The organism is Enterocloster sp. HCN-30185, assembly GCF_037890305.1.
Taxonomy (GTDB): Bacteria; Bacillota; Clostridia; order Lachnospirales; family Lachnospiraceae; genus Enterocloster.
In genome coordinates this window covers 1-24,797 of record NZ_JBBKBT010000014.1, presented here as the reverse complement: position 1 = coordinate 24,797, position 24,797 = coordinate 1, and the positions used below count along the sequence as shown (strand labels likewise).

Annotated in this window: 22 protein-coding genes and 5 tRNA genes; 9 read left to right on the top strand and 18 right to left on the bottom strand. The window is 46.8% G+C overall.

All coding sequences use genetic code 11. The features are described 5' to 3' along the window. Positions 1 to 125: 125 nt before the first annotated feature. Together WKT10_RS13065 and WKT10_RS13060 are read right to left on the bottom strand one after the other, a co-directional pair. Positions 126 to 198 (bottom strand) — tRNA-Lys (locus WKT10_RS13065). 91 nt (positions 199 to 289) lie between these two features. After that, a complete protein-coding gene (locus WKT10_RS13060) occupies positions 290 to 1,594 on the bottom strand; it encodes an amidohydrolase family protein (protein ID WP_178275164.1) in 1,305 nt (434 codons plus the stop codon). Between the two features lie 107 nt (positions 1,595 to 1,701). Between WKT10_RS13060 and WKT10_RS13055 the strand changes: the two genes are divergently transcribed. Continuing rightward, positions 1,702 to 2,634, top strand: coding sequence for a mechanosensitive ion channel domain-containing protein (locus WKT10_RS13055; protein ID WP_178275165.1), 933 nt, complete (start codon positions 1,702 to 1,704; stop codon positions 2,632 to 2,634). Between the two features lie 72 nt (positions 2,635 to 2,706). On the opposite strand, the gene deoC is transcribed toward WKT10_RS13055, so the two are convergent. The 10 genes from deoC to WKT10_RS13005 form a co-directional block, all read right to left on the bottom strand. Further along, complete coding sequence (gene deoC, locus WKT10_RS13050; RefSeq protein ID WP_340277675.1) at positions 2,707 to 3,372, bottom strand: deoxyribose-phosphate aldolase; 666 nt, start codon at positions 3,370 to 3,372, stop codon at positions 2,707 to 2,709. A 35-nt stretch (positions 3,373 to 3,407) separates the two neighbouring features. Continuing rightward, positions 3,408 to 4,181 carry a nucleoside phosphorylase gene (locus WKT10_RS13045; RefSeq protein WP_066545185.1) on the bottom strand — a complete coding sequence of 258 codons (774 nt, stop codon included), beginning with the start codon at positions 4,179 to 4,181 and terminating at the stop codon, positions 3,408 to 3,410. 2 nt (positions 4,182 to 4,183) lie between these two features. Continuing rightward, entirely contained in the window at positions 4,184 to 4,975 is a 792-nt protein-coding gene (locus WKT10_RS13040; RefSeq protein ID WP_178275167.1) for a nucleoside phosphorylase, read from the bottom strand. Next, a complete protein-coding gene (locus tag WKT10_RS13035; RefSeq protein WP_066545188.1) occupies positions 4,975 to 5,916 on the bottom strand; it encodes an ABC transporter permease in 942 nt (313 codons plus the stop codon). The genes WKT10_RS13040 and WKT10_RS13035 overlap by 1 nt, the downstream gene beginning before the upstream one ends. Continuing rightward, entirely contained in the window at positions 5,913 to 6,992 is a 1,080-nt protein-coding gene (locus tag WKT10_RS13030) for an ABC transporter permease (RefSeq protein WP_066545190.1), read from the bottom strand. The genes WKT10_RS13035 and WKT10_RS13030 overlap by 4 nt, the downstream gene beginning before the upstream one ends. Then, positions 6,982 to 8,538, bottom strand: coding sequence for an ABC transporter ATP-binding protein (locus WKT10_RS13025; RefSeq protein WP_340277671.1), 1,557 nt, complete (start codon positions 8,536 to 8,538; stop codon positions 6,982 to 6,984). Before WKT10_RS13025 ends, WKT10_RS13030 begins: the two co-directional genes overlap by 11 nt. An 83-nt stretch (positions 8,539 to 8,621) precedes the next feature. Further along, on the bottom strand, positions 8,622 to 9,815 hold the full coding sequence (locus WKT10_RS13020; protein ID WP_066545194.1) for a BMP family ABC transporter substrate-binding protein: 1,194 nt from the start codon (positions 9,813 to 9,815) through the stop codon (positions 8,622 to 8,624). A gap of 64 nt (positions 9,816 to 9,879) precedes the next feature. Further along, a complete protein-coding gene (locus WKT10_RS13015; RefSeq protein WP_066545196.1) occupies positions 9,880 to 10,617 on the bottom strand; it encodes a GntR family transcriptional regulator in 738 nt (245 codons plus the stop codon). After that, positions 10,614 to 11,378: a nucleoside phosphorylase gene (locus tag WKT10_RS13010; protein ID WP_066545198.1), complete on the bottom strand. Its 765-nt coding sequence runs from the start codon at positions 11,376 to 11,378 to the stop codon at positions 10,614 to 10,616. The genes WKT10_RS13015 and WKT10_RS13010 overlap by 4 nt, the downstream gene beginning before the upstream one ends. A 28-nt stretch (positions 11,379 to 11,406) precedes the next feature. Further along, positions 11,407 to 12,390 carry a nucleoside hydrolase gene (locus WKT10_RS13005; protein WP_066545200.1) on the bottom strand — a complete coding sequence of 328 codons (984 nt, stop codon included), beginning with the start codon at positions 12,388 to 12,390 and terminating at the stop codon, positions 11,407 to 11,409. A gap of 239 nt (positions 12,391 to 12,629) precedes the next feature. Here WKT10_RS13005 and WKT10_RS13000 point away from each other — a divergent pair. Together WKT10_RS13000 and WKT10_RS12995 are read left to right on the top strand one after the other, a co-directional pair. After that, positions 12,630 to 12,702 (top strand) — tRNA-Lys (locus tag WKT10_RS13000). A 158-nt stretch (positions 12,703 to 12,860) separates the two neighbouring features. Beyond that, entirely contained in the window at positions 12,861 to 14,213 is a 1,353-nt protein-coding gene (locus WKT10_RS12995) for an MATE family efflux transporter (protein WP_296036788.1), read from the top strand. 95 nt (positions 14,214 to 14,308) lie between these two features. Here the strand turns inward: WKT10_RS12995 and WKT10_RS12990 are convergent, their stop codons facing one another. Then, positions 14,309 to 15,034, bottom strand: coding sequence for a MurR/RpiR family transcriptional regulator (locus tag WKT10_RS12990; protein WP_178275172.1), 726 nt, complete (start codon positions 15,032 to 15,034; stop codon positions 14,309 to 14,311). A 251-nt stretch (positions 15,035 to 15,285) separates the two neighbouring features. Here WKT10_RS12990 and WKT10_RS12985 point away from each other — a divergent pair, with 251 nt between their 5' ends. The 6 genes from WKT10_RS12985 (at position 15,286) to WKT10_RS12960 (ending at position 22,657) form a co-directional block, all read left to right on the top strand. Continuing rightward, entirely contained in the window at positions 15,286 to 16,878 is a 1,593-nt protein-coding gene (locus WKT10_RS12985) for a PTS transporter subunit EIIC (protein WP_340277666.1), read from the top strand. Positions 16,879 to 16,907: 29 nt separating this feature from the next. Continuing rightward, positions 16,908 to 18,236: a 6-phospho-alpha-glucosidase gene (locus tag WKT10_RS12980; RefSeq protein ID WP_066545212.1), complete on the top strand. Its 1,329-nt coding sequence runs from the start codon at positions 16,908 to 16,910 to the stop codon at positions 18,234 to 18,236. A 278-nt stretch (positions 18,237 to 18,514) separates the two neighbouring features. Then, positions 18,515 to 19,207 carry a TIGR01906 family membrane protein gene (locus tag WKT10_RS12975; protein WP_178275174.1) on the top strand — a complete coding sequence of 231 codons (693 nt, stop codon included), beginning with the start codon at positions 18,515 to 18,517 and terminating at the stop codon, positions 19,205 to 19,207. 11 nt (positions 19,208 to 19,218) lie between these two features. Next, positions 19,219 to 20,802: a D-alanyl-D-alanine carboxypeptidase family protein gene (locus WKT10_RS12970; protein WP_340277663.1), complete on the top strand. Its 1,584-nt coding sequence runs from the start codon at positions 19,219 to 19,221 to the stop codon at positions 20,800 to 20,802. Positions 20,803 to 20,841: 39 nt separating this feature from the next. Continuing rightward, the gene (locus tag WKT10_RS12965; protein ID WP_337434235.1) at positions 20,842 to 21,963 is read left to right on the top strand and encodes a sensor histidine kinase; all 1,122 of its coding nucleotides are present in this window, start codon (positions 20,842 to 20,844) and stop codon (positions 21,961 to 21,963) included. A 1-nt stretch (position 21,964) separates the two neighbouring features. Continuing rightward, positions 21,965 to 22,657: a response regulator gene (locus WKT10_RS12960; RefSeq protein WP_066545220.1), complete on the top strand. Its 693-nt coding sequence runs from the start codon at positions 21,965 to 21,967 to the stop codon at positions 22,655 to 22,657. A 60-nt stretch (positions 22,658 to 22,717) separates the two neighbouring features. Here the strand turns inward: WKT10_RS12960 and WKT10_RS12955 are convergent, their stop codons facing one another. The 5 genes from WKT10_RS12955 to WKT10_RS12935 form a co-directional block, all read right to left on the bottom strand. Beyond that, positions 22,718 to 23,668 (bottom strand): exonuclease domain-containing protein, encoded by a 951-nt coding sequence (locus WKT10_RS12955; RefSeq protein WP_340277660.1) that lies wholly within the window; start codon positions 23,666 to 23,668, stop codon positions 22,718 to 22,720. Positions 23,669 to 23,790: 122 nt separating this feature from the next. Then, a complete protein-coding gene (gene rbr, locus WKT10_RS12950) occupies positions 23,791 to 24,327 on the bottom strand; it encodes a rubrerythrin (RefSeq protein ID WP_340277658.1) in 537 nt (178 codons plus the stop codon). A gap of 144 nt (positions 24,328 to 24,471) precedes the next feature. Then, positions 24,472 to 24,542 (bottom strand) — tRNA-Cys (locus tag WKT10_RS12945). Between the two features lie 21 nt (positions 24,543 to 24,563). Then, a tRNA-Glu gene (locus WKT10_RS12940) sits at positions 24,564 to 24,635 on the bottom strand. Between the two features lie 32 nt (positions 24,636 to 24,667). Next, positions 24,668 to 24,740, bottom strand: a tRNA-Asn gene (locus WKT10_RS12935). Positions 24,741 to 24,797 lie beyond the last annotated feature (57 nt).

Here is a 24,797-nt window from a genome sequence, read left to right as displayed (position 1 = left end):
GGAAGTGGAAACAGCATTAAACTGCAAAAAGAAAAAATAATCCTACAGCCTGTTCACACTTGTTTTCAGACACAAAAAAAGTCCGACCCCGCAGCTTCCATTATCTGCAAAATCAGACCTTTTAGTGCGCCTCCAGGGACTCGAACCCTGGACAAATAGATTAAGAGTCTACTGCTCTACCAGCTGAGCTAGAGGCGCATTTTCCTGAACACAACGAGTATTATAGCTCAGGCTGAGAGAGTTGTCAACTACTTTTTTTATTTTTCGACAGAATAATTTTTCCCGGCTTCTACGCCTCCTGTCTCATTCGCTCTATGATGGCATTGGCCCTGCGGTATACCTCTTCAGGATCTTCTCCTATAAAGAAGGTTCCGTCCTCGTACCGGACTGTTCCGTCAATCATAACCAGCTTTACATTCTGCTTGCTGCCGCTGTAAACCAAATTTTTTACGATATTATTGACAGGCTGCATATTAGGCTGGTGCAGATCGATCAAAACCAGATCCGCCAGTTTTCCTTTTCGGATGCAGTCGCAGTCTGTAAGCCCCATGGCATAAGCGCCGCCCACACAGGCCATCTTGAGCACTTCCTCCGCAGGCATGGCGGAAGCATCATTTTCGCGAAGCTTTGTAAGGCCTGTAACCAGAAACATTTCACGGAACATATCCAGACAGTTATTGCTGGCAGGTCCGTCTGTTCCGATCGCAAGACGAACTCCCTTTTCAAGCATCCGGTTCAGCCTGGGGATTCCGCTTGCCAGCTTCACATTGGAACCGGGATTGGTAACAATGGTCATGTCATGCTTTTTAAAGATATCCATATCCTCGTCTGTGATGTGGACACAGTGATAACCGCCTCCGCCGTATTCAAACATTCCCAGAGAATCTAAAAATGCAGTCGGCGTCATCCCATAGCGCTCCAGACATCCTTCTGTTTCACCCTTTGTCTCTGAATTGTGGGTAAACACAGGAGCCTTATACTTGTGAGCCAGATCTGCTACCGCCTCCAGAATCTTCCGGCTGGTGGTATACTCTGCATGAAAGCCCAGCTGATAGCTTACCAACGGATCATAGGAATTGAATTTCAGATAATCCTCCTCCAGCCCCTCAGGAGATGACACAAAATCATTCAGCCCGCTTACTAAAACGGTTCTGAAACCACTTTCCACACAGGCTCTTGCCATTTCCTCCGGCCAGGGATACATATCAAAAGCTGCCGTCATGCCGCTGGTCAGATACTCCATTACAGCCAGTCTGGACAGCCAGAATGCATCTCCCGGCTGCAGCTTTGCTTCCATAGGAAATACCTGAGTATGGAGCCAGTCCATAAGCGGCAGGTCATCTGCATAGGAACGCAGAAACGTCATAGCGGAATGAGTATGGGCATTTTTAAAGCCCGGCATGAGAAGATTGCCATTTCCATCGATTTCACGATCCCAGACAGGAGGGGTGATAGCATCCGTATTGGCATCTCCCATAAAAGCGGACGGGCCTGCATAGGAAATCCTGTTTCCTTCCACCCAAACCTCTCCTGGCACCACATCCATAGTTCCATCCATTGTCAGAAGACGGATATTGTAAAAGCGTGTATTCATAATCCTACTCCTTCTTTAAATATTCTTATTTGGTGAAAATATTATATCACATAGATAATTTTATGCTATAATGATTTTTACACTATCAGACAACAGGAGACTGCCAAATGATACATTTTACCATGCAAACACCCTCAATCCCTTCTATAGAAGAAACCCAGGCCATTGTGCAGGAGGTTCACGAAGACCTTCAGCAGTTAAGACCCAACGCAATTTTAGAAACCATACGCTCATGGACTCCAGGACTTTTGGCCTTCAGCTATCGGCTGCTTTATGCTGCCATCATTATCATCATCGGCAACCGGATTGCATTCTATCTGCGCCGTTTTTTAAAGCGCACCTTTGACCGCATGGGGATAGATCTCAGCCTGAGCAAGTTCCTGATTTCCCTTGCAAATGCCATCACCTACGCCATTGTGATCTTTATGGCTCTGGAAAAAATAGGAATCCCTTCCACCTCCATTATCGCGCTCTTAGGCTCCGCCACTCTGGCAATCGGCCTTTCTTTGCAGGAAAGTCTGGGAAACTTCGCCGGAGGCATCCTGATTCTTGTCATGCGGCCCTTTGGCATTCATGACTATATTGTATCAGAAGGCGTGGAAGGAAAGGTTCTTAATATCGGCCTTGTATACACCACTCTGCTCACCATTGACAACCGGCGCATCACCATCCCCAACGGCACCCTGTCAAATGCTGTGATTACCAATGTAACGGCCCAGGAAAAACGGCGGATCGATCTAACCATCGGCATCAGCTATTCCTCCGACTTAAAACAGGCAAAGGCCATTCTGGAACGTATTTACAAAGAAGATCCCCAGATCCTTCAGGATGAACCTATCACTGTCTATGTAGATGAGCTGGCTGAAAGCTCTGTGGTTCTCGGTTCCCGCGGCTGGACCGCCACAGAGGATTACTGGAGCGCCCGCTGGCGGATCATTGAACGGACAAAACTGGAATTTGACGCTGCCGGCATTGAAATTCCTTATAATCAGATGGATGTAAATATTATACAGAAAAAGGAAGGACCGCTCAATAACTGATCATTGAGCGATCCTTTCGCTTATTTATAATAAAATTCAACTATACTTCAGCAATCGAATTCTGCCCCTGCATCAATAGCCGGAAGCTTCTTCGTTTTTTACCAGCTTTACCATACGGCTGGTGCCAAGGCGGTCTGCCCCCAGCTCCAGAAAATGCTCTGCGTCAGCCAGAGTAGAGATACCTCCTGCTGCCTTGATCTTTACATGCTCTCCCACATGGGCAGCAAAAAGTGCAATGTCCTCAAAGGTAGCTCCTGCCTTTGAAAAGCCCGTAGAGGTCTTGATATAATCAGCGCCGGAGGCTGTAACTACCTGGCACATACGGATCTTTTCTTCCTCTGTCAGCAGACAGGTTTCAATAATCACCTTTAAGATTTTATCCCCGCACACTGCCTTCAATCTACGGATTTCATCCTCGACCTGATCGTAAAGACTATCCTTGACCCATCCGATATTGATCACCATATCAATCTCGTCTGCCCCATTTTCAAGCGCATTTCTAGTTTCAAATTCCTTTGTCTCTGTGGTCATATAGCCGTTTGGAAAGCCAATCACTGTACAAACAGCCATCTTATCTCCCATATATTCCTTTGCCTTTTTTACAAAGCTTGGAGGAATACAGACTGACGCCGTTTGATAAGCAATCGCATCATCGCAGATCTGGCAGATCTCCTCCCAGGTGGCAGTCTGAGTCAGAAGTGTATGATCCACATGGCTCATAATTTCTTTTATTTCCATTTCTGCCTCTTCTCTACACATAAATCCTGTATTTTCTATATAAGCCCCTTCTTCTTATCCTGACGGATAATATCTCTCATTGCTTCAATACCTACCTCGATGGCTCTCTCCTCCCAGCCGGAGGGGTAATCTTCCGCATCATTGGAATACTCGCCAAAATTGGTAGCGCTGATCATAACACTGGAGGTTCTAATTCCCAGAGAAGCCCCGATGAGGAAAATCACGGAACACTCCATACTGGTATTGGTAGCGCCTCCTGCCAGATAGGAATCCCATTTTGCCTTTAATTCATGATAAACCGGCTTTGTCTCAGGCTCTGCCTCTGTGTAATAGGAATCCTTTGTAATGGTCACTCCCACATTATATGGATAGCCCAGCTTCTTCGCTGCCTGCTCCAGAGCCTTTAACATCTGGAAATCGGGAACAGCCGGGAATTCAAAGGGAAGGTAGTGGTCTCCCGTTCCCTCCATACGCACAGCGCCGTTGGGAATCACTACATCTCCGATTTTTACCTTTGGAGAGGTGGAAGCCGCTGAACCGATCCGCATCATGGTGTGAGCGCCACAGGAATGAAGCTCCTCAATGGCGATACAGGTAGAGGGGCCGCCGATTCCTGTGCTGGTCACAGTAACAGGCACTCCGTCCAGAGTTCCCGTATAGCTTAAATACTCTCTCTTGTGGGCAACCTTTACAGGATTATCAAAATGCTTTGCAATCAGGGACGCTCTTTCAACACTGCCCGGCAAAAATACATATTTTCCGATCATCTCTGATGTAACGTCTACATGCATGGTTCTTTCTTCTGCCATTTCTAGTTCCTTCCCTGTTTCTTTGCTTCCATTTCCTTCTCAAAACGGTAAATGGCCTCTAAAACGATCTTAATTTCTTCATCCCATCCAACCGCCAGTGCCTCATTCGCAGTCTCATAGATCACTTCCCCAGTAATCAGGTTGCCGGATACGGCGCTGATCATGGCAGCTCTCTTTTTGCGTCTGTGGCATACGGTATAGAGGGCAGAGCTCTCCATCTCCACATTCAGACAGCCCAGAGCGGACAGCTTTTCGATCCATTCCTGTGTCTCCCCATAAAATGCGTCATCGGAAGCATTGATGCCGTAATATACTTTTCCGGAAAGGTCCGGCTCCATCTCCTTTGCCGTATCAATAATCGCCCTTGTCAGATCAAAATCAGGCACTGCCGGGAAGCAGTCCGGCACATAGAACCGGCTGGTTCCCTCATTTTTCATGGATCCGGTAGAAATCATCAGATCACCGATCTTAATCCCATCCTGAAGGGCAGCGCTGCTTCCGATCCGGATCAGACACTCTGCTCCGATGTTCATCAGTTCCTCTGCCGCAATAGTTGCAGAAGGACAGCCCATACCGGTAGAAGTAACGGAAATCTTTACCCCCTTGTAATAGCCGGTAAATGTTCTGTGTTCTCTGTTGTTTGCCACCAGCTCTGCCTGATCCAGATATTTTGCCACTCTGTCAGAACGGGCCGGATCACCCGGAAGGAGTACGTATTTTCCAACATCACCCGGTTTTAAATGAATATGATACTGCTTTTTACCTGCTGTCTTGCTTTCCTTATCAAGTGCCATCAGCCTTTTGCCTCCTCTAATTTTTTTATTTTCCTGCTGGCTGCCGCGGACTTCTGAATAGAGTATACGGTCAGGCCGGCAATCGTTGCCAGATATGGCAGCATCTGAATAAACTCAGACGGAATCTTAAGTACCTGAAGAATATTGGACAGGCCGTCAAAAAAGGCGAAAATCATGGATGAAATCAGCGCTCCCACGGGAGTAGCCTGGCCCATGGAGCAGGCTGCCAGGGCGATAAAGCCGCGTCCTGCTGTCATGTCGCGCACAAACATGGTCAGATAGCCCATGGAGAGATACATTCCTCCAAGGCCTGTCATAAGGCCGCATAATACAATAGCCAGGAACTGAATCTTTATTACATTCTGTCCCACGCTGGATGCCGCGTTTGGATTCTCTCCCACAGCCCTCATGCGAAGTCCGGTTGGCGTCTTATACAGGAAAAACCAGATAACCACCACCATAGCAAGAGCCAGATAGGTAAGGGCATTATGCCCTGATAAAATACCTCCTAAAACCGGGATATCCTTAATAATGGGGATATCCACATTTGGGAAGGAGAAGCTTTTCAGTGAAGAGGAATTTCCCTTTTCTCCGGTAGCCAGCTGCAGTACAAACACCGTAAGGCCGGAAGCCATGGTATTAACCGCAGTACCGCAGAGCACGTTATTAGCCTTTAATACCAGATGGAAATAGGCAAATACAGCACTTACAGCTACGGACGCCAAAAGCCCCGTTAAAAGTCCAATCCAAAGACTTCCTCCAAAAGCGCTTCCCAGCACTCCCGCCAAGGCAGAAATCAGCATGATGCCCTCCAGACCCAAATTTACTACTCCTGCCTTGGTACAGATCACGGCTCCCAGGGAAGCCAGCAGAATCGGAGTTGCAACTCTGATCCACATATACAGAAAATCTGTGCTGAAAATCAATTCGATCAAATTCATGCCTGTGCCGCCTCCTTTTCCTCTGCCTGTGCTGCCTTTACGATCATACGCTGTCTCCATCCTTTTAACAGGGCATCTGCCGCAATAAAGAACATCATAACAGCCTGGATAATATCAACTACCTCCCGTCCCACATCACTGCTACGGGCCATAATATCTGCGCCTACATTCAGGTAGCCGATAAATGCCGCTGCCAGCGGAACTAAAAGAGGATTGCTTCTTGCCAGCAGAGCCACTACGATACCGGTCCAGCCGTAGCCCGGGCTTGTGGTCCATTTAAACCGGTTGTACATTCCCAGAAGTTCTGCGGCACCGCCCATACCGGCAATTGCTCCGGCCAGAACCTGGGCTGCTACCATGATTCCTGTCACCTTAAGGCCCGTATACTTTGCAAACAGCGCATTGTCTCCGGTAATTCTGAGTTTTGTACCGTAAGAGGTACGGTATAGGAAGAACCATACCAGAACGCAGATCACAATACCCAGTACAATACCTGCATGAATTCTGGTTCCCTCCAGTACCACCGGAAGGCGGGAGGTATCTGCAAATTCCAGGGAAGCCAGACTGGAGCTGCTGACCTCACGGAAATGGTAGCTGACCATGTAAATGGCAAAAAACTGAACTACATAGTTAAACATAATGGACGTTACCAGCTCACTCACGTTCCATTTCATTTTCAGGAAAGCCGGAACCATGGCGACTGCCGCTCCGCAGAGTCCGCCAAACAGGATAGCCGCTGCGGAGTGGATACCTGCCGGAAGCTTACATGCAATAGCAACCACCATAGCACCTGTGGTTCCGATAAAGAATGAGCCTTCTGCAATCATGGAAAACTGTCCGGAACCGAAAATAATGATGACCGCAAGCGCCGTAAACATAAGGGGTGCTGCTGCCTCAATGATATTTCCAATCCTTCGCAGGGAGGTAAATGGCCCAATAAAAAAGCTTGTGATAGCTGTCATAGGATCATCGCTGACCATGAACACAATCACCGATACCATGGCGCAGGCAATGAGAATGATCAGGCCCAATTTTACCATATCCACTAATAAGTTAATCCGTTTATTACTGTTCATGCCGTGCCTCCTTAATCTCCTCCTCGGACTGAAGATGGATACCCAGCATATAGACGCCTAACTGCTCCTCTGTCATCTTGGATACATCCTTGATATATGCGGCAATCTTTCCTTCGTACATAACGATCAGGCTGTCAGAAAGACCCAGAACCTCGTTAAGATCAGAGCTTATAACGATAACTCCCTTTCCCTCATCTCTCATCTGCACCAAACGCTGGCGGATAAATTCCGTTGCACCTACGTCTACGCCTCGGGTAGGCTGGTCTGCAACAATAATTTCAGGAGAACCGGAAAGTTCTCTTGCAAGAACCGCCTTCTGGATGTTTCCTCCTGACAGACTGTTGATGGAAACCTCCTGGGATTTGCAGAAAATCAGGTATTCCTTTACCATTTCATCTCCGTATTCCTTTACAGCCTTTGGATTGCGTACCCCATGTTTAAAGAAGCGCTTCCAGCCCAGCTTATCTGCAATCATGTTTTCTGTAATGGAAAGCCTGGGGGCCATTCCCATGGTCATACGGTCTGCAGGAATATGGGCCAGCTTTAGCTTTCGGATCTTTTCAACGGAAAATCCCTTGATGTCCTGGCCATTTACTTCAATGGTGCCGCCGCTGTAGGAGCCCATTCCGGTGAGAGCAGATACCAGCTCATTCTGGCCATTTCCCTCCACTCCAGCGATTCCCAGAATCTCGCCCTTTCTCAGGGTAAAGGAAACATGGCCTACCGCCCGTTTCCCATTTTCATTGATCACTACCAGATCCCTGATTTTCACCAGAGGCGCACCGGGATGAGCCTCTTTCTTTTCCACATTCAGCACCACGTCTCTTCCTACCATAAGGCGCGAGATATCCTGCTCGGAAACCTGGGACACATCATGGACGCCCATTGTCTCACCCCTTCGGATGATGGTAATGCGGCTGCAGATCTGCTTGATCTCCTGCAGCTTGTGGGAAATAAAGATAATCGTATACCCATTATCCTTCAGGTGAAGAAGCTCGTCAAAGAGTTCCTGTGTCTCCTGGGGTGTCAGCACCGCTGTAGGCTCATCCAGAATCAGGATTTTTGCCCCGCGGAACAATGCCTTTAAAATCTCCACCTTCTGCTTCTGGCCTACGGTCAGATCCTCCACACGCCTATCAGGCTCTACAAAGAGATTGTACTTCTTTCCCATCTCCTCTACCTGTTTCCTTGCGAAATTCAGATCCGTCATAATACCTTTTTTCGGTTCCATTCCTAAAATGATATTTTCTGCCACTGTCAGAGAGGGCACCAGCATAAAGTGCTGGTGAACCATTCCGATCCCCAGCTTAATTGCCATCTGCGGAGATGTCATATGAACCTGTTTTCCGTTTACATAGATCTCTCCGGAGGTAGGCTGCTCCTCTCCGAAAAGAATCTTCATCAGAGTCGATTTTCCCGCTCCGTTTTCTCCGGAAAGAGCATGGATCTCCCCCCGTTCTACAGACAGGGTCACATCCTTATTAGCCATAACGCCATTGGGGTATACTTTCACAATATGCGACATCCGCAATGCTTCTTCTGCCATGATCATACCTCTTTATCTTCGTTTTCATACAAAAGCTTGGCAGCCTCCTTCTAGTCACTTTAACTGTGCGCTTCGTCTCTGCATCAAGGCTTCATTTCGTCACGCAGGGCTGCCACTTCCTCTGTTGTCATATCAAAGGCAGTTCCCACTGTGATTTCGCCACCGATGATCTTCTGCTCTGTCTCTTCTATGAATTTCTGAATCTCTTCCGGAACAATGGCCTTGTAGTTGTCATTCTTAGCCAGCCCAACTGCTCCACTGTCCAGTCCCAGGATATAATCCTGATCCAGTGTCTTGGTTCCCTCTTTCCAGTCTTTGATAGAGGTGTAAATAGACTCGCCTACATTCTTTAAGCTGGAAGAAAGCACATTGGCTGCCAGCTCAGGGTCAGACTCCTTTAACTCGCCATACAGATCCTGGTCGCAGGCAATGAGGTACTTGTCAGACTTCTGTGCAGCTGTTACCGCTCCTAAAATAGACTGGGAAGCAGGTGCATATACAATCTGAGCGCCCTGGTTGTACAGCTGTGTGGTCATCTCCATACACTTGGAAACGTCCTCAAAGGAACCAACATAAGAGGTAACTACCTTAATTTCAGGGTCTACATACTTAACACCCTCCAGATAGCCTACCAGGAAATCGTTGATATTGGCTGCATCCATAGATCCTACAAAGCCCAGGACCTTCTGAGAAGCATCGATCTTCGCATCTCCGGATTCCAGCATCTTGGCCGCAAGTGTGCCGGAAAGGAAAGCGGCCTGATTGGAGTAGTAATTAATACCCATCATATTTCCTTCTGTTACCACATCTCTGTCAACAGAAACGTCGAAGATCAGGTAGTTCTTCTCTGGGAATTCAGCTGCGATATCCTGAGCCAGCTCCTTTACAGACCAGGTTCCAGATACGATCATATCCCAGTCCTGCTCAGAAACATCCAGGTAGTTTCCTTCGTAGCTGGTCTCGTCTCTTCCCATCTCGATGGTTTTAACCTCAGCTCCCATCTCGTCAGCCAGCTTCTGCATACCGCTTGCTGCGGAATCGTTAAATCCCTTATCGCCCAGATTTCCGTTACACAGGTAAACTACCTTTAACGGATCATCGGAAGAAGCCTCTGCCTTTTCCTCTGCTTTTCCCTCTTCCTTGCCCTCAGCATCCTCTGCCTTGGTTTCTTCCGTCTTAGCTGCTTCTGTGGCTCCCTGTCCGGAAGCTCCGCATCCTGAAATCATGGAGGCTGCCATCGCGGCCGCCAGTACGGTACTTACGATTCTTTTTTTCATTTCTTTGTCCTCCTTGGATATATGAATGTATCTTCATAGCGCCGATTCTGCTTAAAGCCGGCGTCTATTTCTTACGTTCCAGTACAAAACGGTACCAGTTGCTGTCCATACGGTACTTGTGATAACTCAAAGGCTCTTCATTCTGAAACAAAACCTCATCCATAATGATTACAATGGGACATTCCGGTTGATCCACCGCAATCTCCGCCCATTCCACAGCGCTCATGGACACCTGGGAACGCTCTGCCTCCTGGTAAAGCTCTCTCACGGCAAATTCCTTCAGCCGTTCCTCATTATCAATGTCAATCCCTCTTTTTTCCAGCTGCATAATAGGGATAATAGCCACCGAAGATGCTACATAAATATCTCCTGCAAAATATCTGATATCCACCACAACCGCCGTGAATGTCTGTCCATGATATCCCAGCAAATCACCTACCAAACGTCCTCCGTTTTGAACATGGAACGTATATTCTGTTTTTGTAATCTGGTCAACGCAGCATTTAAAGCAGGGGTTTGCGATATGCTGAAATCCCTCCCTGTCCCTGGCAAGCTGTCCCGTAATCATGGTTTTTTTTCCTTGCATCTTATAGATATATCCATCTTCTTCCAACTTGCGCACTGCCATCCGCACTGTACTGCGGCTTACATTCCAATAATCTGCCAGAATATTCTCACCAGGAAGGGTGTCTCCTTCTTTGAGTTTTTCTTCCTGAATAAGTTGGTAAATAATATCATAAATCTGAACATAATAGGGTATATTTAGTTCTGCCAGCTTTGGCATCTCCCGGCAATCCATCATTCGCCTTTCTGGTCTTCTCTTATAATAATCTTCATAGCCTCGATAGCGGTACGGATCGCTCTGTCTTCCACATTTACCTTCTCTGAACCCTCTTTGACCTTTCCGCTCTCATAATTGGTAGCGCTGGCCATGACACAGGAGGTACGGATTCCAAGGGAAGCCCCTACTGCAAAAAGAGGCGCGCATTCCATGCTGGTGGAGGATGCTCCTCCCTTCTTATATGCCTCCCATTTATAGATCAGCTCCGGTCCTACAGGCTTTGTCTGGGGGGAGGTCTGGGTATAGAAGGATGCCTTTGTAATGGTTACTCCTACATCATAAGGAAGACCCAGATTAATGGCTGCCTGCTCAATGGCCTTTAACATCTGGAAGTCCGGCACAGACGGAAATTCCACCGGAAGATAATGATGGCTTACACCTTCCATCTTTACAGCTCCGTTGGGAATCACAATATCTCCAATGGACACCTTGGGTGACACGGAAGCGCAGGTTCCCACACGCATCATGGTATCTGCACCGCATTGATACAGTTCCTCTACAGCAATCGCAGCAGAAGGACCTCCAATTCCGGTACTGGTTACCGCTACATCAACACCATTCAGCTGACCCACAAATGTACGAAATTCCCGGTTATAGGCAATCTCCTTTGGATTTTCAAAGTAAGCGGCAATCTTTTCTGTCCGCTCAGGACTGCCTGGAAGGAATACATACCGGCCAATCTGGCCTTTTTCCAACCCAATGTGCATCATTTTCTTACCCATAATGACTCACTCCTTCAATTATTTATTTTTAATTCTTCTTTTTATTATATCGTCCTGGCTCCATATTCTGAAATACACTAAACAGTCTGCGGACTGCCTTTACAGAATCTACCTGAATGCAAATGGCAATCTCTTCTCTGTCCAAAACTGGAACAAAGCCATCATCTGTGGTGATCATGCCAGAAAATTTCTCTGACTGATACTCTACTCCTGCTCTTACCATTTCATATACACCTAATGAAGGGTCTTCCGCGATCAGCATTGCAAGAGGATCATGAACCACACTGGCATGCGCCATTCCCATAGTTACGCGATGAAACTCAAAGTAGAAGCGAAGTGCTTTTTTGATATACTCAGCAATCGGACGGCACTCCTCTAAACAGTATTCGCACAGGTTATCCACATCTGCCTGCGTGATAAAGGTCTTCATCGTCACATCTAAACCTACGACTGTCAGATTAAACCCTGCCTTAAATACCATATCTGCGGCACGCGCATCCCCATGAATATTCGCTTCTGCATACGGGCTTACATTTCCTGGAACCTTATAGCACCCTCCCATAGCAACTACTTTTTTTACCTTCTTCGGAAGAGAAGCATCCTTCTCCAAAGCCATCGCCAAATTCGTCATCCGGCCAGTGGTAATAATGATCAGCTCTCCCTTTAACTCCTGTGCCTTTCGAATAATAAAATCACAGGCAGTCTCATTAATTGGTTCCTGTGTGGTTTCTGGAAGCTCTACGTTGCCAATTCCGTTATCTCCATGAATATAAGCTGGAGCAGAACCAAACACACCATCCAATGATTCATTTGCTCCCACTGCTACCGGAACATCATATCCGCATTTCGCCAGCTGAATCAGTCTCAGGCAGTTATCCGCTGACTGTTCTGCACAGTTATTTCCAAAACAAGTCGTAATACCTTCTACATAAAAATTAGGAGATCTAAGAGCATAGAGAATTGCCAGAGAATCATCAATTCCTGTATCCGCATCAATCAAAATATGTTTCATAAGTAATTCGTTCCTTTCCCCTTCGACTTATATTTATATCTTATAACATGGCTGTCAAGTTGTCAACATATTATGCCATATGTTTTGTATAAAATGCATATATTCTTTCATCCCATATCGAAAAAAATATTTGATATTACCTAAAAATTTTTGTATTCATATTTTTTCAAAAAAACCATTGACAAACAATCGCTCATGCCCTATAATGTTCATCGTATCACACAACAACACATAGACATGCGCCTCTAGCTCAGCTGGTAGAGCAGTAGACTCTTAATCTATTTGTCCAGGGTTCGAGTCCCTGGAGGCGCACTGAGAGGTCTGATTTTGCAGATATTAGAGGCTGCGGGGTCGGACTTTTCTATTACGAACATATAATTTTATACATTTTCCATTTATCAATGGCATGCAAGCCTTCCCGCATCAAAACAGGCGGGAGGGCTTTTTTTGTCCTTACAGGAGGTTTTATTATGGAACAGAATCAACGTTTTTTGCTGGAAAAGCCGGTTTTTCCTCTTCTTGTTTCCATGGCAGTGCCTGTGATGCTGTCCATGCTGATCAATTCTCTCTATAACGTTGTAGACAGTATCTGGGTATCGAGACTGGGCACAGATGCCATCACTGCCGTTTCACTGGCCTTTCCTCTTCAGAATATCATCATGGCTCTTGGAGTGGGCCTGGGCGTAGGTGTCAGCTCCTTAATTTCCATGAGTCTTGGAGCAGGAAACAGGAACAAGGCCGATCATCTGGCATCTGCCGGCCTCTCTCTGGCCCTGATACACTGTCTGTTATTTATTGCTCTGGGCATTTTTATTACAAGACCATTTCTTGGGATGTTTACAGATAATCCCCAAATATTCGAATGGGCCTACAGCTATACGTTCATTGTGCTCTGTCTCTCTTCCGGTCAAGTTCTGCAAATGTACATGGAAAAACTCTTTCAGGGTGTAGGGCGGATGAAAACCACCATGTTTCTCATGGCAAGCGGCTGTCTGATCAACATTGTTTTAGATCCGATCCTTATTTTCGGCTGGTTCGGCGCTCCCGCCATGGGTGTATCCGGCGCTGCCGTTGCAACAGTGATCGGCCAGTTTGGGGCGTTGCTTCTATATATTCTTGTGTATTTAAAAACCAATCTGGGCGTATCCATTCGGCCCAGACTTATGAATCTGAACCGCGAACTGATTCGTTCTATTTATAGTATTGCAATTCCATCCAGTCTGCTTTTAGCCATGCCTTCCCTGTTAACCGGCATTTTAAATGGAATCCTGACTACCTTTGGAAGCGTCTATGTAGCAGCCTTTGGACTGTATTTTAAGCTCCAAACCTTTGTAAACCTTCCCTGCAACGGCCTTCTCCAGGGAATGCGTCCCATTATCGGGTATAACTATGGAGCCAAACGCCATGACAGGGTCCGCAGTACCATTCGCTGCAGCCTTGGCCTGGTAACCGTTGTTACACTCACCGGAACAATTGCATCCATTTTCTTTCCCGGCCCGATTCTTCGTATTTTTGATGCAGATCCGGAGCTGATGCAGTATGGGACAGAAGCCCTGCGCATGATCGGCCCCAGTTTTTTGATTTCCTCTGTGGCTTTCATAGCAGCCGGAGTTTTTGAGGCTCTGGGACAGGGACGCCCTTCCCTGATCGTCTCCCTTCTGCGCCAGCTTGTGATCATTGTTCCTCTGGGATGGATCCTCTCACGCTTTATGGGACCCGCAGGCATCTGGATCTCCTTCCCCATAGCAGAGCTTATAGCCGCAGTGATTGCCTGGAAAATGATGGGGAAAATTTATGCGGATTATCCTGAAAATACACATTAACTCATTAACATAAACTCTAAAAAACAAACTCCGCACAGCAATTACGATCATAAACCGATCATTTGCAGTGCGGCGTCCTGTTTTTATCTTATACTTTATTCTGTTTCCCATGTCATATCCATCAGATACTCAAATAGAATAAGAACTCTTGCATAAAAATAATTAGCTGTAAGATTCCGATCATCTAATATTTTATCATCCAAAAGTACAAATGATAATTCTGCCATATCAGCAATCATAGAATGGGCTCCTCCCGTAAAAGCCACCACATCAATTCCATGTGCGCAGGCATCCCGGACAGGCTTAATAATCGTGTCTGTTGTGCCGCTTTTACTAATAGCAATTACCATTCCTGCCGAAAGGGCATTTCCCTCATATACCTCATAATTATTCGATCCAATGGCACAGTAACCCATAACCAGAAGCTTGCGCACAAAAAAATCCCTTAAGGGGGCACAGAATCCGGTACCTGTAATCAAAATGGGATTATGTCTGTGTTTTTTCAGAAGTTCCGGAAAACGATTCATTTTTTCAAATGGTATCTCTCCGATAAAAGCTGTAATATCTGACTCATGATTCTTATTATTTATCTCATTCTGTACCAGAAATCCCAGTCGATATACCATATCCGTATAACCAGTATATCCCATCTTTTTACTCAGACGGATCAGTGCTGCCGGCGAAACGTAATTCCGTGCTGCAAACTCCCTTACGCTGTACTGTATATTCTGGTCTGCCGCCTCTAAAAGCGACTGAAACATCTGCTGTTCACTTTCATTTAAATGATATTGTTCTGCCAGCTTATAAATATCGTGTTTCATCTCTCATTCCCTCTATTTTATCCCAAACCCATATTTTGTGTAATTTTCACTGAAATTATACGATACTCTGTCCATCTGCGCAACCAATTCTCATTACATCCGATTTCATTAATGAAACATGTTTCAATCTATGTGAATATGTTTAAAACCATCACAAAATAGTAGATTTTTTTATTCAAAATGATATAATTCAAACATCGAAACGGAATGGCGCCTTCCGACAGAAAACGAATGAAAAAGGAGAATGAATCATGAAAGCAAAAGTTATGAACGCCATGCAGAGCTTTTCCAAAGCTTTGATGGGCCCTGTTCTGTTCTTACCTATTGCCGGTATGCTCCAGGCTCTGTCTTCTGTAATGTGCAACACAGCATTTGTATCAGAGGGGGGTATCTTATATACAGCTGGAAAATTTATCAATGGCGGAGTCAGCGCAGTAATCGGCAATCTTGGAATCCTGTTCTGTGTAGGCGTCTCAATGAGTCTTGCAAAAAAGAAAAAAGCGGATGCCGCATTCGTATCACTTGTCAGTTATCTGATCTGGCTTGCAGCCAACTCTCGCTGGCTCAGTGTTGCGGGACTGATGGTGGAAGGTGATACTGCCAGCGCACTCTACGGTACAGGCCAGACGATCTGTCTTGGCTACCATGTAACAGACATGGGCGTATTCCTGGGCATGATCCTGGGCGTAATCGTAGCCTTAGTCCACAACCGCTTTATTGACACTGAATTTAAGGGTGCCATGGCTATGTATGGAAACAGCAAGTTCGTATTTATCGTGCTTCTTCCCATTGTATTAGTGCTGGCACTGGCAGCTGCCTATATCTGGCCTGTTGCAGCTGCAGCAATCAATGCCCTCACAGGCATTATGGCAGGCGCTGGCGCATTTGGAGTATTCCTGTATGGATTTTTAAACCGTATCCTGATCCCTACCGGCCTCCATCATCTGGTATGGTCTCCCTTCCTCTATTCCGCAATCGGAGACAGCATGATCATTGGCGGAGAGCAGATCGTAGGCGCAAAGCCTGTTTTCCTGGCTCTTCTCAGCGACCCTGCTGTTGCTTCCATGCCCGACTCTGCCCGATTCTTAACCTACGGACTTATGAAGACCTTTGGCGTCATCGGTGTTGCTCTGGCTTTCATCGCTACTGCCAAAAAAGAGAAAAAGGCCGCCACAAAGGCTCAGGTTATCCCGGCCACACTTACTGCCTCTTTAGTAGGCGTAACAGAGCCACTGGAGTTTACCTTCCTGTTTGCAGCTCCCATGCTGTGGGTCATCTACTCTGTCATGGACGGACTGTTCCAGATGATCGTATATCTGTTAAATGTCCGTGTCTGTGCTACCAACGGCATTATCGACTTCCTTGTACTGAACCTTCCGGCAGGAATCGGACGGACACACTGGCCTATGTATGTAGTTGCAGGTCTGATTGAGATCGTTGTAATGTATTTCCTCTTCCGTTTCCTGATCGTGAAATTCAACCTGAAAACACCGGGACGCGAAGACGGCGAGGATGTAATCGACCTGGCTGCCAATGCAGCAGCAGTAAAATCCCAGATCCGCTCCGGAAATAAAGCAGAAGCAAAGAAAGAAGCTGATGCTGAAACCGCAGCCCGCATCATCGAGGGACTGGGCGGACCTGACAATATTGAAAATATCGGAAACTGCATGACCCGTCTGCGCGTAGAGGTAAAAGACGCCTCTGTTGTAAAGGATAAAGAATGGTTTGCCCCAACAGGAGCAGCTGGTCTTGTTGTAAAAGGAAATAATATACAAATTATCTATGGCCCTGTTGTCAGCAAAAAACGTTCCATCGTCGAAAAAGCCCTTGGACGTGAAGAATAACTCACTTGTAATCACTCAGGAGGTATATAATGAAAACATTTAAACTTGTCATCGCCGGAGGCGGCAGCACCTACACTCCGGGAATCGTCAAAAGTCTTCTGGTACAGAAAGACCGTTTTAAACTCAATGAACTGGTTCTCTATGATAACAATGCCAAACGTCAGGAAGACGTGGGCGTTATCGTCCGCCATGTAGTAGAGATGTTTGATCCGGATGTAAAATTGACTCTTACCACAGACCCGGAAACCGCCATGACAGATGCAGATTTTATCTTTGCACAGATGCGTGTAGGACTGTACGCCATGCGCGAACAGGATGAGAAGATTCCGTTAAGATACGGCGTAGTAGGCCAGGAAACCTGCGGCCCCGGCGGTCTTGCTTACGGCCTGCGTACCATTTACCCTATGGTAGAACTGATTGACTACTGCGAAAAGTATGCAAAGCCTACTTACTGGATCGTTAACTACTCTAATCCGGCTGCGATTGTGGCAAAAGCCACCTTCCGCCTGCGTCCTCATGCCCGCATCCTGAATATCTGCGATATGCCTGTGGCAATCGAGAGAAACATGGCTGAGATTCTGGGCTGTGACCGCCATGATCTGGAAGTAGACTATTTCGGCCTGAACCATTTCGGATGGTTCACCAAAGTGCGCCTCAATGGAACCGACGTAACAGAGGAATTAAAGTCCTATGTGGCAGAAAACGGATATATGCCCAAAAATGAAAAGAGCGATGTAATGCACAGCGATCCCTCCTGGCTTCATACATATGCCAATTCCAGACATATCTGCTCTGCATTCCATGATTATCTGCCAAATACCTATATGCAGTATTATCTTCTGGGCGATGAAGTGGTTGAAAGCAGCAATCCCAACCACACCCGCGCCAACGAGGTAATGGAAGGCCGCGAAAAAAGGATTTTTGATGCAGTAGCAGATTACCGCGCAGGAAAAGAAGTCGATCTGACCAAATTCTTTGGCGGCGTACACGGCGAATTTATCGTAGACGTAGCAATGAGCCTGGCCTTCGACCTGCGCAAGCGCTACCTTGTAATGGTAGAAAACAGGGGGGCGATTGAGAATCTGCCTGACGATGCCATGGTTGAAATTCCTGCCTATATTACAGACCGCGGAGCTGAACCTGTGCGTGTAGGTGAGATTCCTACCTTTTATAAGGGCCTGATCGAGCAGCAGGAAGCAGTTGAAAAGCTGGTAGTTGAGGCAGCCATCGAGCATTCCTACGAAAAAGCACTGATGGCATTTACCCTCTCAAAAACTGTTCCCAGCCTTCTGGTTGCCAAAAAGATCCTGGATGACATGATCGAAGCCAACAAAGAATTCTGGCCTGAGCTTCATTAAATCCTTTTACATCCAAACAAAAGCCATACCAAACCCGCCCGTATCCCGGCAAATGTTTGATATGGCTTTTTTCATAAAGTTTCAACATTGACAACTCTCCTATTACATGATATAAAATAGGTAGTTTATGCGTCTTTTTAATAACGTATGCAGCCCTTAGTGATTTATAAAGGCGCGTTTAAAGGTCGGACTCTGCAGATCGTCAGCAAGCTGCGAAGTCGGGCTTTTTCTTTTATGTGAATCAAAACCATACCCATCCCAAAGGAGGACTTCCCGATATGAAATATCTTCACCGCCTGACCGGCATTCTGATGGCATTCTGCCTGATGATCGTCCTGTTTATCACCTCCATAGAAGCTGTCGTATACTGGACACCCGGATATTTTGAAAAAGAATACACAAAATATGAGGTACTTAAGGATCTTCCTGCCATGACCATGGAAGATCTGTTAGAAGTAACGGATGAGATGATGGATTATCTGCGGGGAGACCGTGAAGATCTTCATGTGATGACCGTCATGGACGGACAGGAGCGGGAGTTTTTCAATGCCAGAGAAATCGCCCATATGGAGGATGTTCAGGGACTGTTTCTGGCAGCCATCTCCATCCGGAGAGTATGTCTGGTTCTGTGTGCCTCTGCCCTTGTCTTTATGGCAGTTACAAAGGCTGATATGAAACGCCTTCTTCCTCCTTCCGTCTGCCTGGGAACCGGGCTGTTTTTCGGTCTGATCGCGGCCCTGGCTGCCATCATCTCCACCGATTTTACAAAATATTTTATTATGTTCCACCATATTTTCTTTAGCAACGATCTGTGGATCCTGGATCCGTCCACCGATATGCTGATCAATATTGTGCCTGAAGGCTTTTTTATGGACACAGCCGGACGGATTGCATTTACCTTTGGCAGCCTGTCTCTTATCCTGTTTGCAGTCTGTCTGGCTTTAACTCTGAAACACAAGCACCGCCCATAGGAGTGTAACGTATGAAACGACTTTTTCCCTTTTTTATATGCCTTAACCTGATTCTGGGCTTTACGCCTATTACAGCTGCGGCAGCCGTTCCCTGGCCCACCGGCGTTTCCATTGAAGCAGACGGCGGTATCCTGATGGATGCTGACACCGGAAGCATTCTATATGGAAAAAATGAAAATCAGGCCTATTATCCGGCCAGTATCACCAAAATCCTCACAGCGCTGATCGTACTGGAGGAATGTGAGCTGGATGAAATGGTTACTTTCTCCCATGATGACGTGTACAATGTAGAGGCAGGAAGCAGCTCCGCAGGAATTGACGAGGGCGATGTGCTGACCGTCCGCGACTGCCTCTATGCTCTGCTTTTAGCCTCTGCCAATGAGAGCGCCAATGCTCTGGCCTGTCATGTAAGCGGTTCCAGAGAAGCTTTTGCAGAGCTCATGAATCAAAAAGCCAGGAGCCTGGGCTGTACAGGAAGTAATTTTGCCAATCCCAGCGGCTTAAATGACGAAAATCACTACACCACAGCTCACGACATGGCGCTGATCACACAGGAAGCCATCAAAAATCATGATTTTGTGGAAATCAGTGGCACACGCAGCTACCAGATGGCGCCTACCAAAAAAAATGCTGAGGGCGGCTATGTTGCCAACCACCATAACATGGTAAAACAAAATACATCTGTTACCTATCCGGGAGCCTTTGCCGGAAAAACAGGATACACCTCCCTGGCAGGAAATACCCTGGTAACCTGTGCCGAACGTGACGGTATTACTCTGATTGCTGTTGTTCTGAACGGCCATCAGTCTCATTACCGGGATACAAAAGCTCTTTTCGACTTTGGTTTTTCCAATTTTCAGTCCTTAAAGGCCGCAGACCACGAAACCACCTACCGCTCTCTGGAAAATGACATGACCATTGCAGGAATGACCGCAAAGGACAGCATTTCCCTGTCCCTTGATCCAGACAGCCGGGTAATCCTTCCCAGGGAAGCCGTATTTTCCGATCTGACTCCCAGTCTGTCCTACGAACTCGGCCAGGATGCTCCAAAACATGCCATTGCCCGCATTTCCTATACCTATGAGGGTCATGAAACAGGACAGGTATATTTGTGCACAACGGCTCAGGTTAACCGGATAAGTGCGCCGGATACGGTCATTTCTTCAGACGCCGCTCTCTCTGAGTCTTCTGATGCAGCCAATCTTTCGACGGCTCCATCAAAAGCATCGGTTCCATCTGAAACAGAGTCCCCCGATCCTGTCCTACAGATCCAAAGGCGCTCTGCACAGCCGGATGCTGCAGGTACGGAAGACAAAGGCACACTTTTTGGCCTTTCCCTGTGGCTGGCAGTCTCTCTTGCCGGCGGTTTTGCTGTTATTCTCGGCGCAGGAATCTTCCTCTTTCTTCATAACAGGCAGAAAGAACAGGAGGATCTGATGCGCCGCCGGCAGAGACGCTTAGAACGGTTAGAAGATATGGGCTTCTCCTCCTCGGATTTTGATCAGATGCTGTCCAAAAAGAGAAGCTCTATACCCTCCTACCGCCCCCGCAGGCGGACAAAAGGGCGCTCGTTCCGAAAAAACCGCCGCAGATAGCCTGTAAACTTTACTACACTGAGATAAGGACTTCCGACCATGCTTCACTCCCATTCCCCTCTCCCCAGAGAACCATTTCACCTGAAACAGTCTGTTGTGGAAACCGTACGGACCCTTCCTACCACCATCATTTATATGGCAGCAGCAACTCTGGTTTCCAGCCTGATGTTTCATTTCACAGACAATCTGATCAATGTATCCATTGTCTATATCCTTGCTATCATCCTTCATGCCCGCGCTACCAGCTGCTACGGCGCAGGCATTATCGCTTCCCTGTACAGTGTCTTTTGGGTAAATTATGCCTTCTCTGTGCCCTACATGAAGCTGAATTTTACTCTCAGCGGCTATCCCCTTACCTTTTTCGGGATGGCATTTATCTCCTGTTTTACCAGCAGCATCTGCATCATGATTTCCCGCCAGACAAATCTGATCCGTGAGCAGGACAAAAAACTGATGAATGCAGAAAAAGAAACCATGAGGGCTAACCTTCTGAGGGCTGTGTCCCACGATCTGAGAACGCCTCTTACCACAATCATAGGCTCCAGCGTTGCCTGTCTCGAACAGCAAAATACCATGACAGCGGAGGAACAGCGTCAACTGATTTCAAATATTGAAGAGGATGCTCAATGGCTCTTAAATATGGTCGAAAATCTCCTGTCCGTTACCCGGATTCAGGATACGGACGGTGCACCTGCTGTGGTAAAGACTGAAGAGCCCTTGGAGGAAGTCATTTCTGAGGCAGTCCAGCGATTTCGCAAGCGCTTTCCCTTGGCTGTGGTTCATGTAAGTGTTCCCGATGCCTTTATTATGGTTCCCATGGATGCAAAGCTCATTGAACAGGTCATCAATAACCTGCTTGAAAATGCCGCCTTCCACGGAAACAGCCAGGAGCCCATCGAATTGACAGCTGCCATTCATGATAAAATCCTTTCTGTCACGATCAAAGACTATGGAAACGGCATTGATCCCGACCGTTTTCCCACACTCTTTGACGGCGGAGGCGCCTGCTCTAACCCCAAGGGTGACGGCCACAAAGGGATGGGAATCGGACTTTCGATCTGTAAAACCATTATAAATGCACATGGCGGCTCCATTGAGGCTGCCAACCATTCTAAAGGCGCCATGTTTACTTTCACACTACCTGATTGGAGGGAATACTGATATGTCAACAAAAGCAACCATTGTTATCATTGAAGATGAAAAAAATATCTGCAGCTTCATCAGCCGTATATTGGAACCCGAAGGCTACCGTGTTATCACATCTAACACCGGAAGGGACGGACTGCAGCACATCAATTCAAACCATCCTGATCTGATTCTTCTGGATCTTGGACTTCCTGATATGGATGGACTGGATATTATCCAGAATGTGCGTATCTGGAGTACTACCCCTATCATTGTCATTTCTGCCCGTACCATGGAAAACAGCAAAGTAACAGCACTGGATATGGGCGCTGATGACTATTTAACCAAACCCTTTGGAACCGGAGAGCTCTTAGCCAGGATCCGTACTGCCCTGCGCCATGCCCAAAGAAGCCATACTCATACATCCCATCTGTATGAAGTCGGCGATCTCTCGATTGATTTTGAACGTCGTCTGGTAAAAGTAAAGGGTCAGGAAGTACACCTGACCCAGATTGAATATAAGCTGGTTTGTCTGCTGGCTCAAAATGCGGGCCGTGTTATGACCTACGAATCCATTATCACCAAAATATGGGGGCCTTATGCGGACAATGATAATCAGATCCTGCGTGTCAACATGGCCCATATCCGCCGCAAGCTGGAAGAAAATCCCGCAGAACCCCAATACATATTTACAGAAATTGGCGTAGGATACCGGATGCGGGAGGAATAGTCTTTCCGTTTCCGCAAACGTGATAACTATTTTCCTTACTTCTATAAAAAAGTCTGCCCATCACTTCTTAGGCAGACTTTTTCTCTTTCTCTTATTATCTTCCCGTTTCTGAACCAGCAGTTCCAGATCCTCTTCCGAAGCAGCCTTAACCGTCTTTACTCCATAGTAAAGCTCCCGCTCTGACTTCTTTACCCGGATCTTTCCCTTCATATATCCATGCTCCGGGCAAATCCCCATAGCAAAATAAAACCGCTGTCCGTAAGAAAACCAACGGATCTTTTTTCTGAGCATCCGCCGGCATTTGATGCATACCAGATCACTGACCTCCTTATTCTTGATCAGCTCCTCTTTTGTCTCAAACTCTGCAGAAACAAGTTTAGAATATTCCGGGAAAGACAGCCGATAGCTCTTTCCAGATTCAGGCAGCTGATAATAGTCCACAGACACATATGGTCCAAACCGCTCCATATCTATTTTCCCAAAAATTTCTGCCGTATAGAGGGCGTCATTGAATGCCCGATGAAATCCTCCCTCATCTGCCAAATCCTGCTCGCAAACTGCCTGATCCAAAGCTGCCCTGCTTTTGCCATCTCCATACTCCAGAGAATACAGCTTCTGTATATCGTAATACAACAGTGGTCTCTCAAAGGGAATTTCCATCCCATAGTAGGCAATATTCCGCTCCAGCTCTGTCAGATCCATAGGCCCCCAGGAGCAGAAACGGTATTCCTCCGGTCCGCACCATTCTAAAAACTCCCGGATTACCTGCTCAAAAGGCTGCCCTTCTCTCAGAAGCAGCTCCATCTCCAGCCCCGTTACTTCCTGTATCTTAAAATGAAGCTCCTCATAAACCTGTGGCTTGACCAGGCGGCGAAACTCCCCTATAGGCTTCCGGTTCTGATCCAGCTTCACCGCCCCAATCTCCACAATCTCAAACTGCAGGTACCTGTCTGAGCGCTCCTTCCCCTCGGGACTCTGGTTCCATTCCAGATCAAATACAATATAATTCATTTCCATCATCCTGTCATTTTCTAGTGCGCCTGATGGGACTGTTCAGGCATTTTACTATCTTACCATATGACAGAGGATATGGAAAGGGGGGAAGTTAAAACAAATCCACCCGTTCTGGATCATCAATAATTCTCCACATGGATCTCAAAGTAACCTTGAGGATGATTGCAGGCCGGACATACCTTTGGAGCACTCATTCCAACCATAATATGACCGCAGTTGCGGCATTCCCAAACCTTTACCTCGCTCTTTGCAAATACCTCTGCCAGCTCTACATTTTTAAGCAGTGCTCTGTAACGCTCTTCATGATGTTTCTCAATCTCTGCAACCAGCCGAAATTTAGCGGCCAGCTCCGTAAACCCCTCTTCCTCCGCAGTCTTTGCAAAACCGGCATACATATCTGTCCACTCGTAGTTTTCACCCTCGGCCGCTGATTTTAAATTTTCTGCCGTATCTCCAATACCGTTTAATTCCTTAAACCACAGCTTTGCGTGCTCCCTCTCATTACCTGCTGTTTTCTGGAACAGAGCGGCAATCTGCTCATACCCCTCTTTCTTAGCCACAGAAGCAAAAAAAGTATACTTATTTTTGGCTTCTGATTCTCCTGAAAATGCAGTCCTCAAGTTCTGTTCCGTCTTTGTTCCTGAATACTTATTCATAGCGCTGCTCTCCTTCTTCAAACTATTTATGTTCCTATTTTTGCCAGATTCTACTACATTTATTCCGCATTTTTTATGTTATGATGGATAGCTGAGAGCATGTACAGCAACAAAAAAGGAACCACATTTCTGTGATTCCAAAAGAGGCGACAACCGGAATCGAACCGGTGATAGAGGTGTTGCAGACCTTTGCCTTACCGCTTGGCTATGTCGCCATATTAACTTATATTATTCAATGACCCCAAGGGGATTCGGACCCCTGTTACCGCCGTGAAAGGGCGATGTCTTAACCGCTTGACCATGGGGCCTTAACGCTAATTCACTTGTATATGAAAATAAACTCCCCGAGTAGGACTCGAACCTACGACCCAACGGTTAACAGCCGTTTGCTCTACCGACTGAGCTATCGAGGAATAACTTCTCTCACATATACCTTCAAAACCACATACTGAACAACCAAGCCACAACCA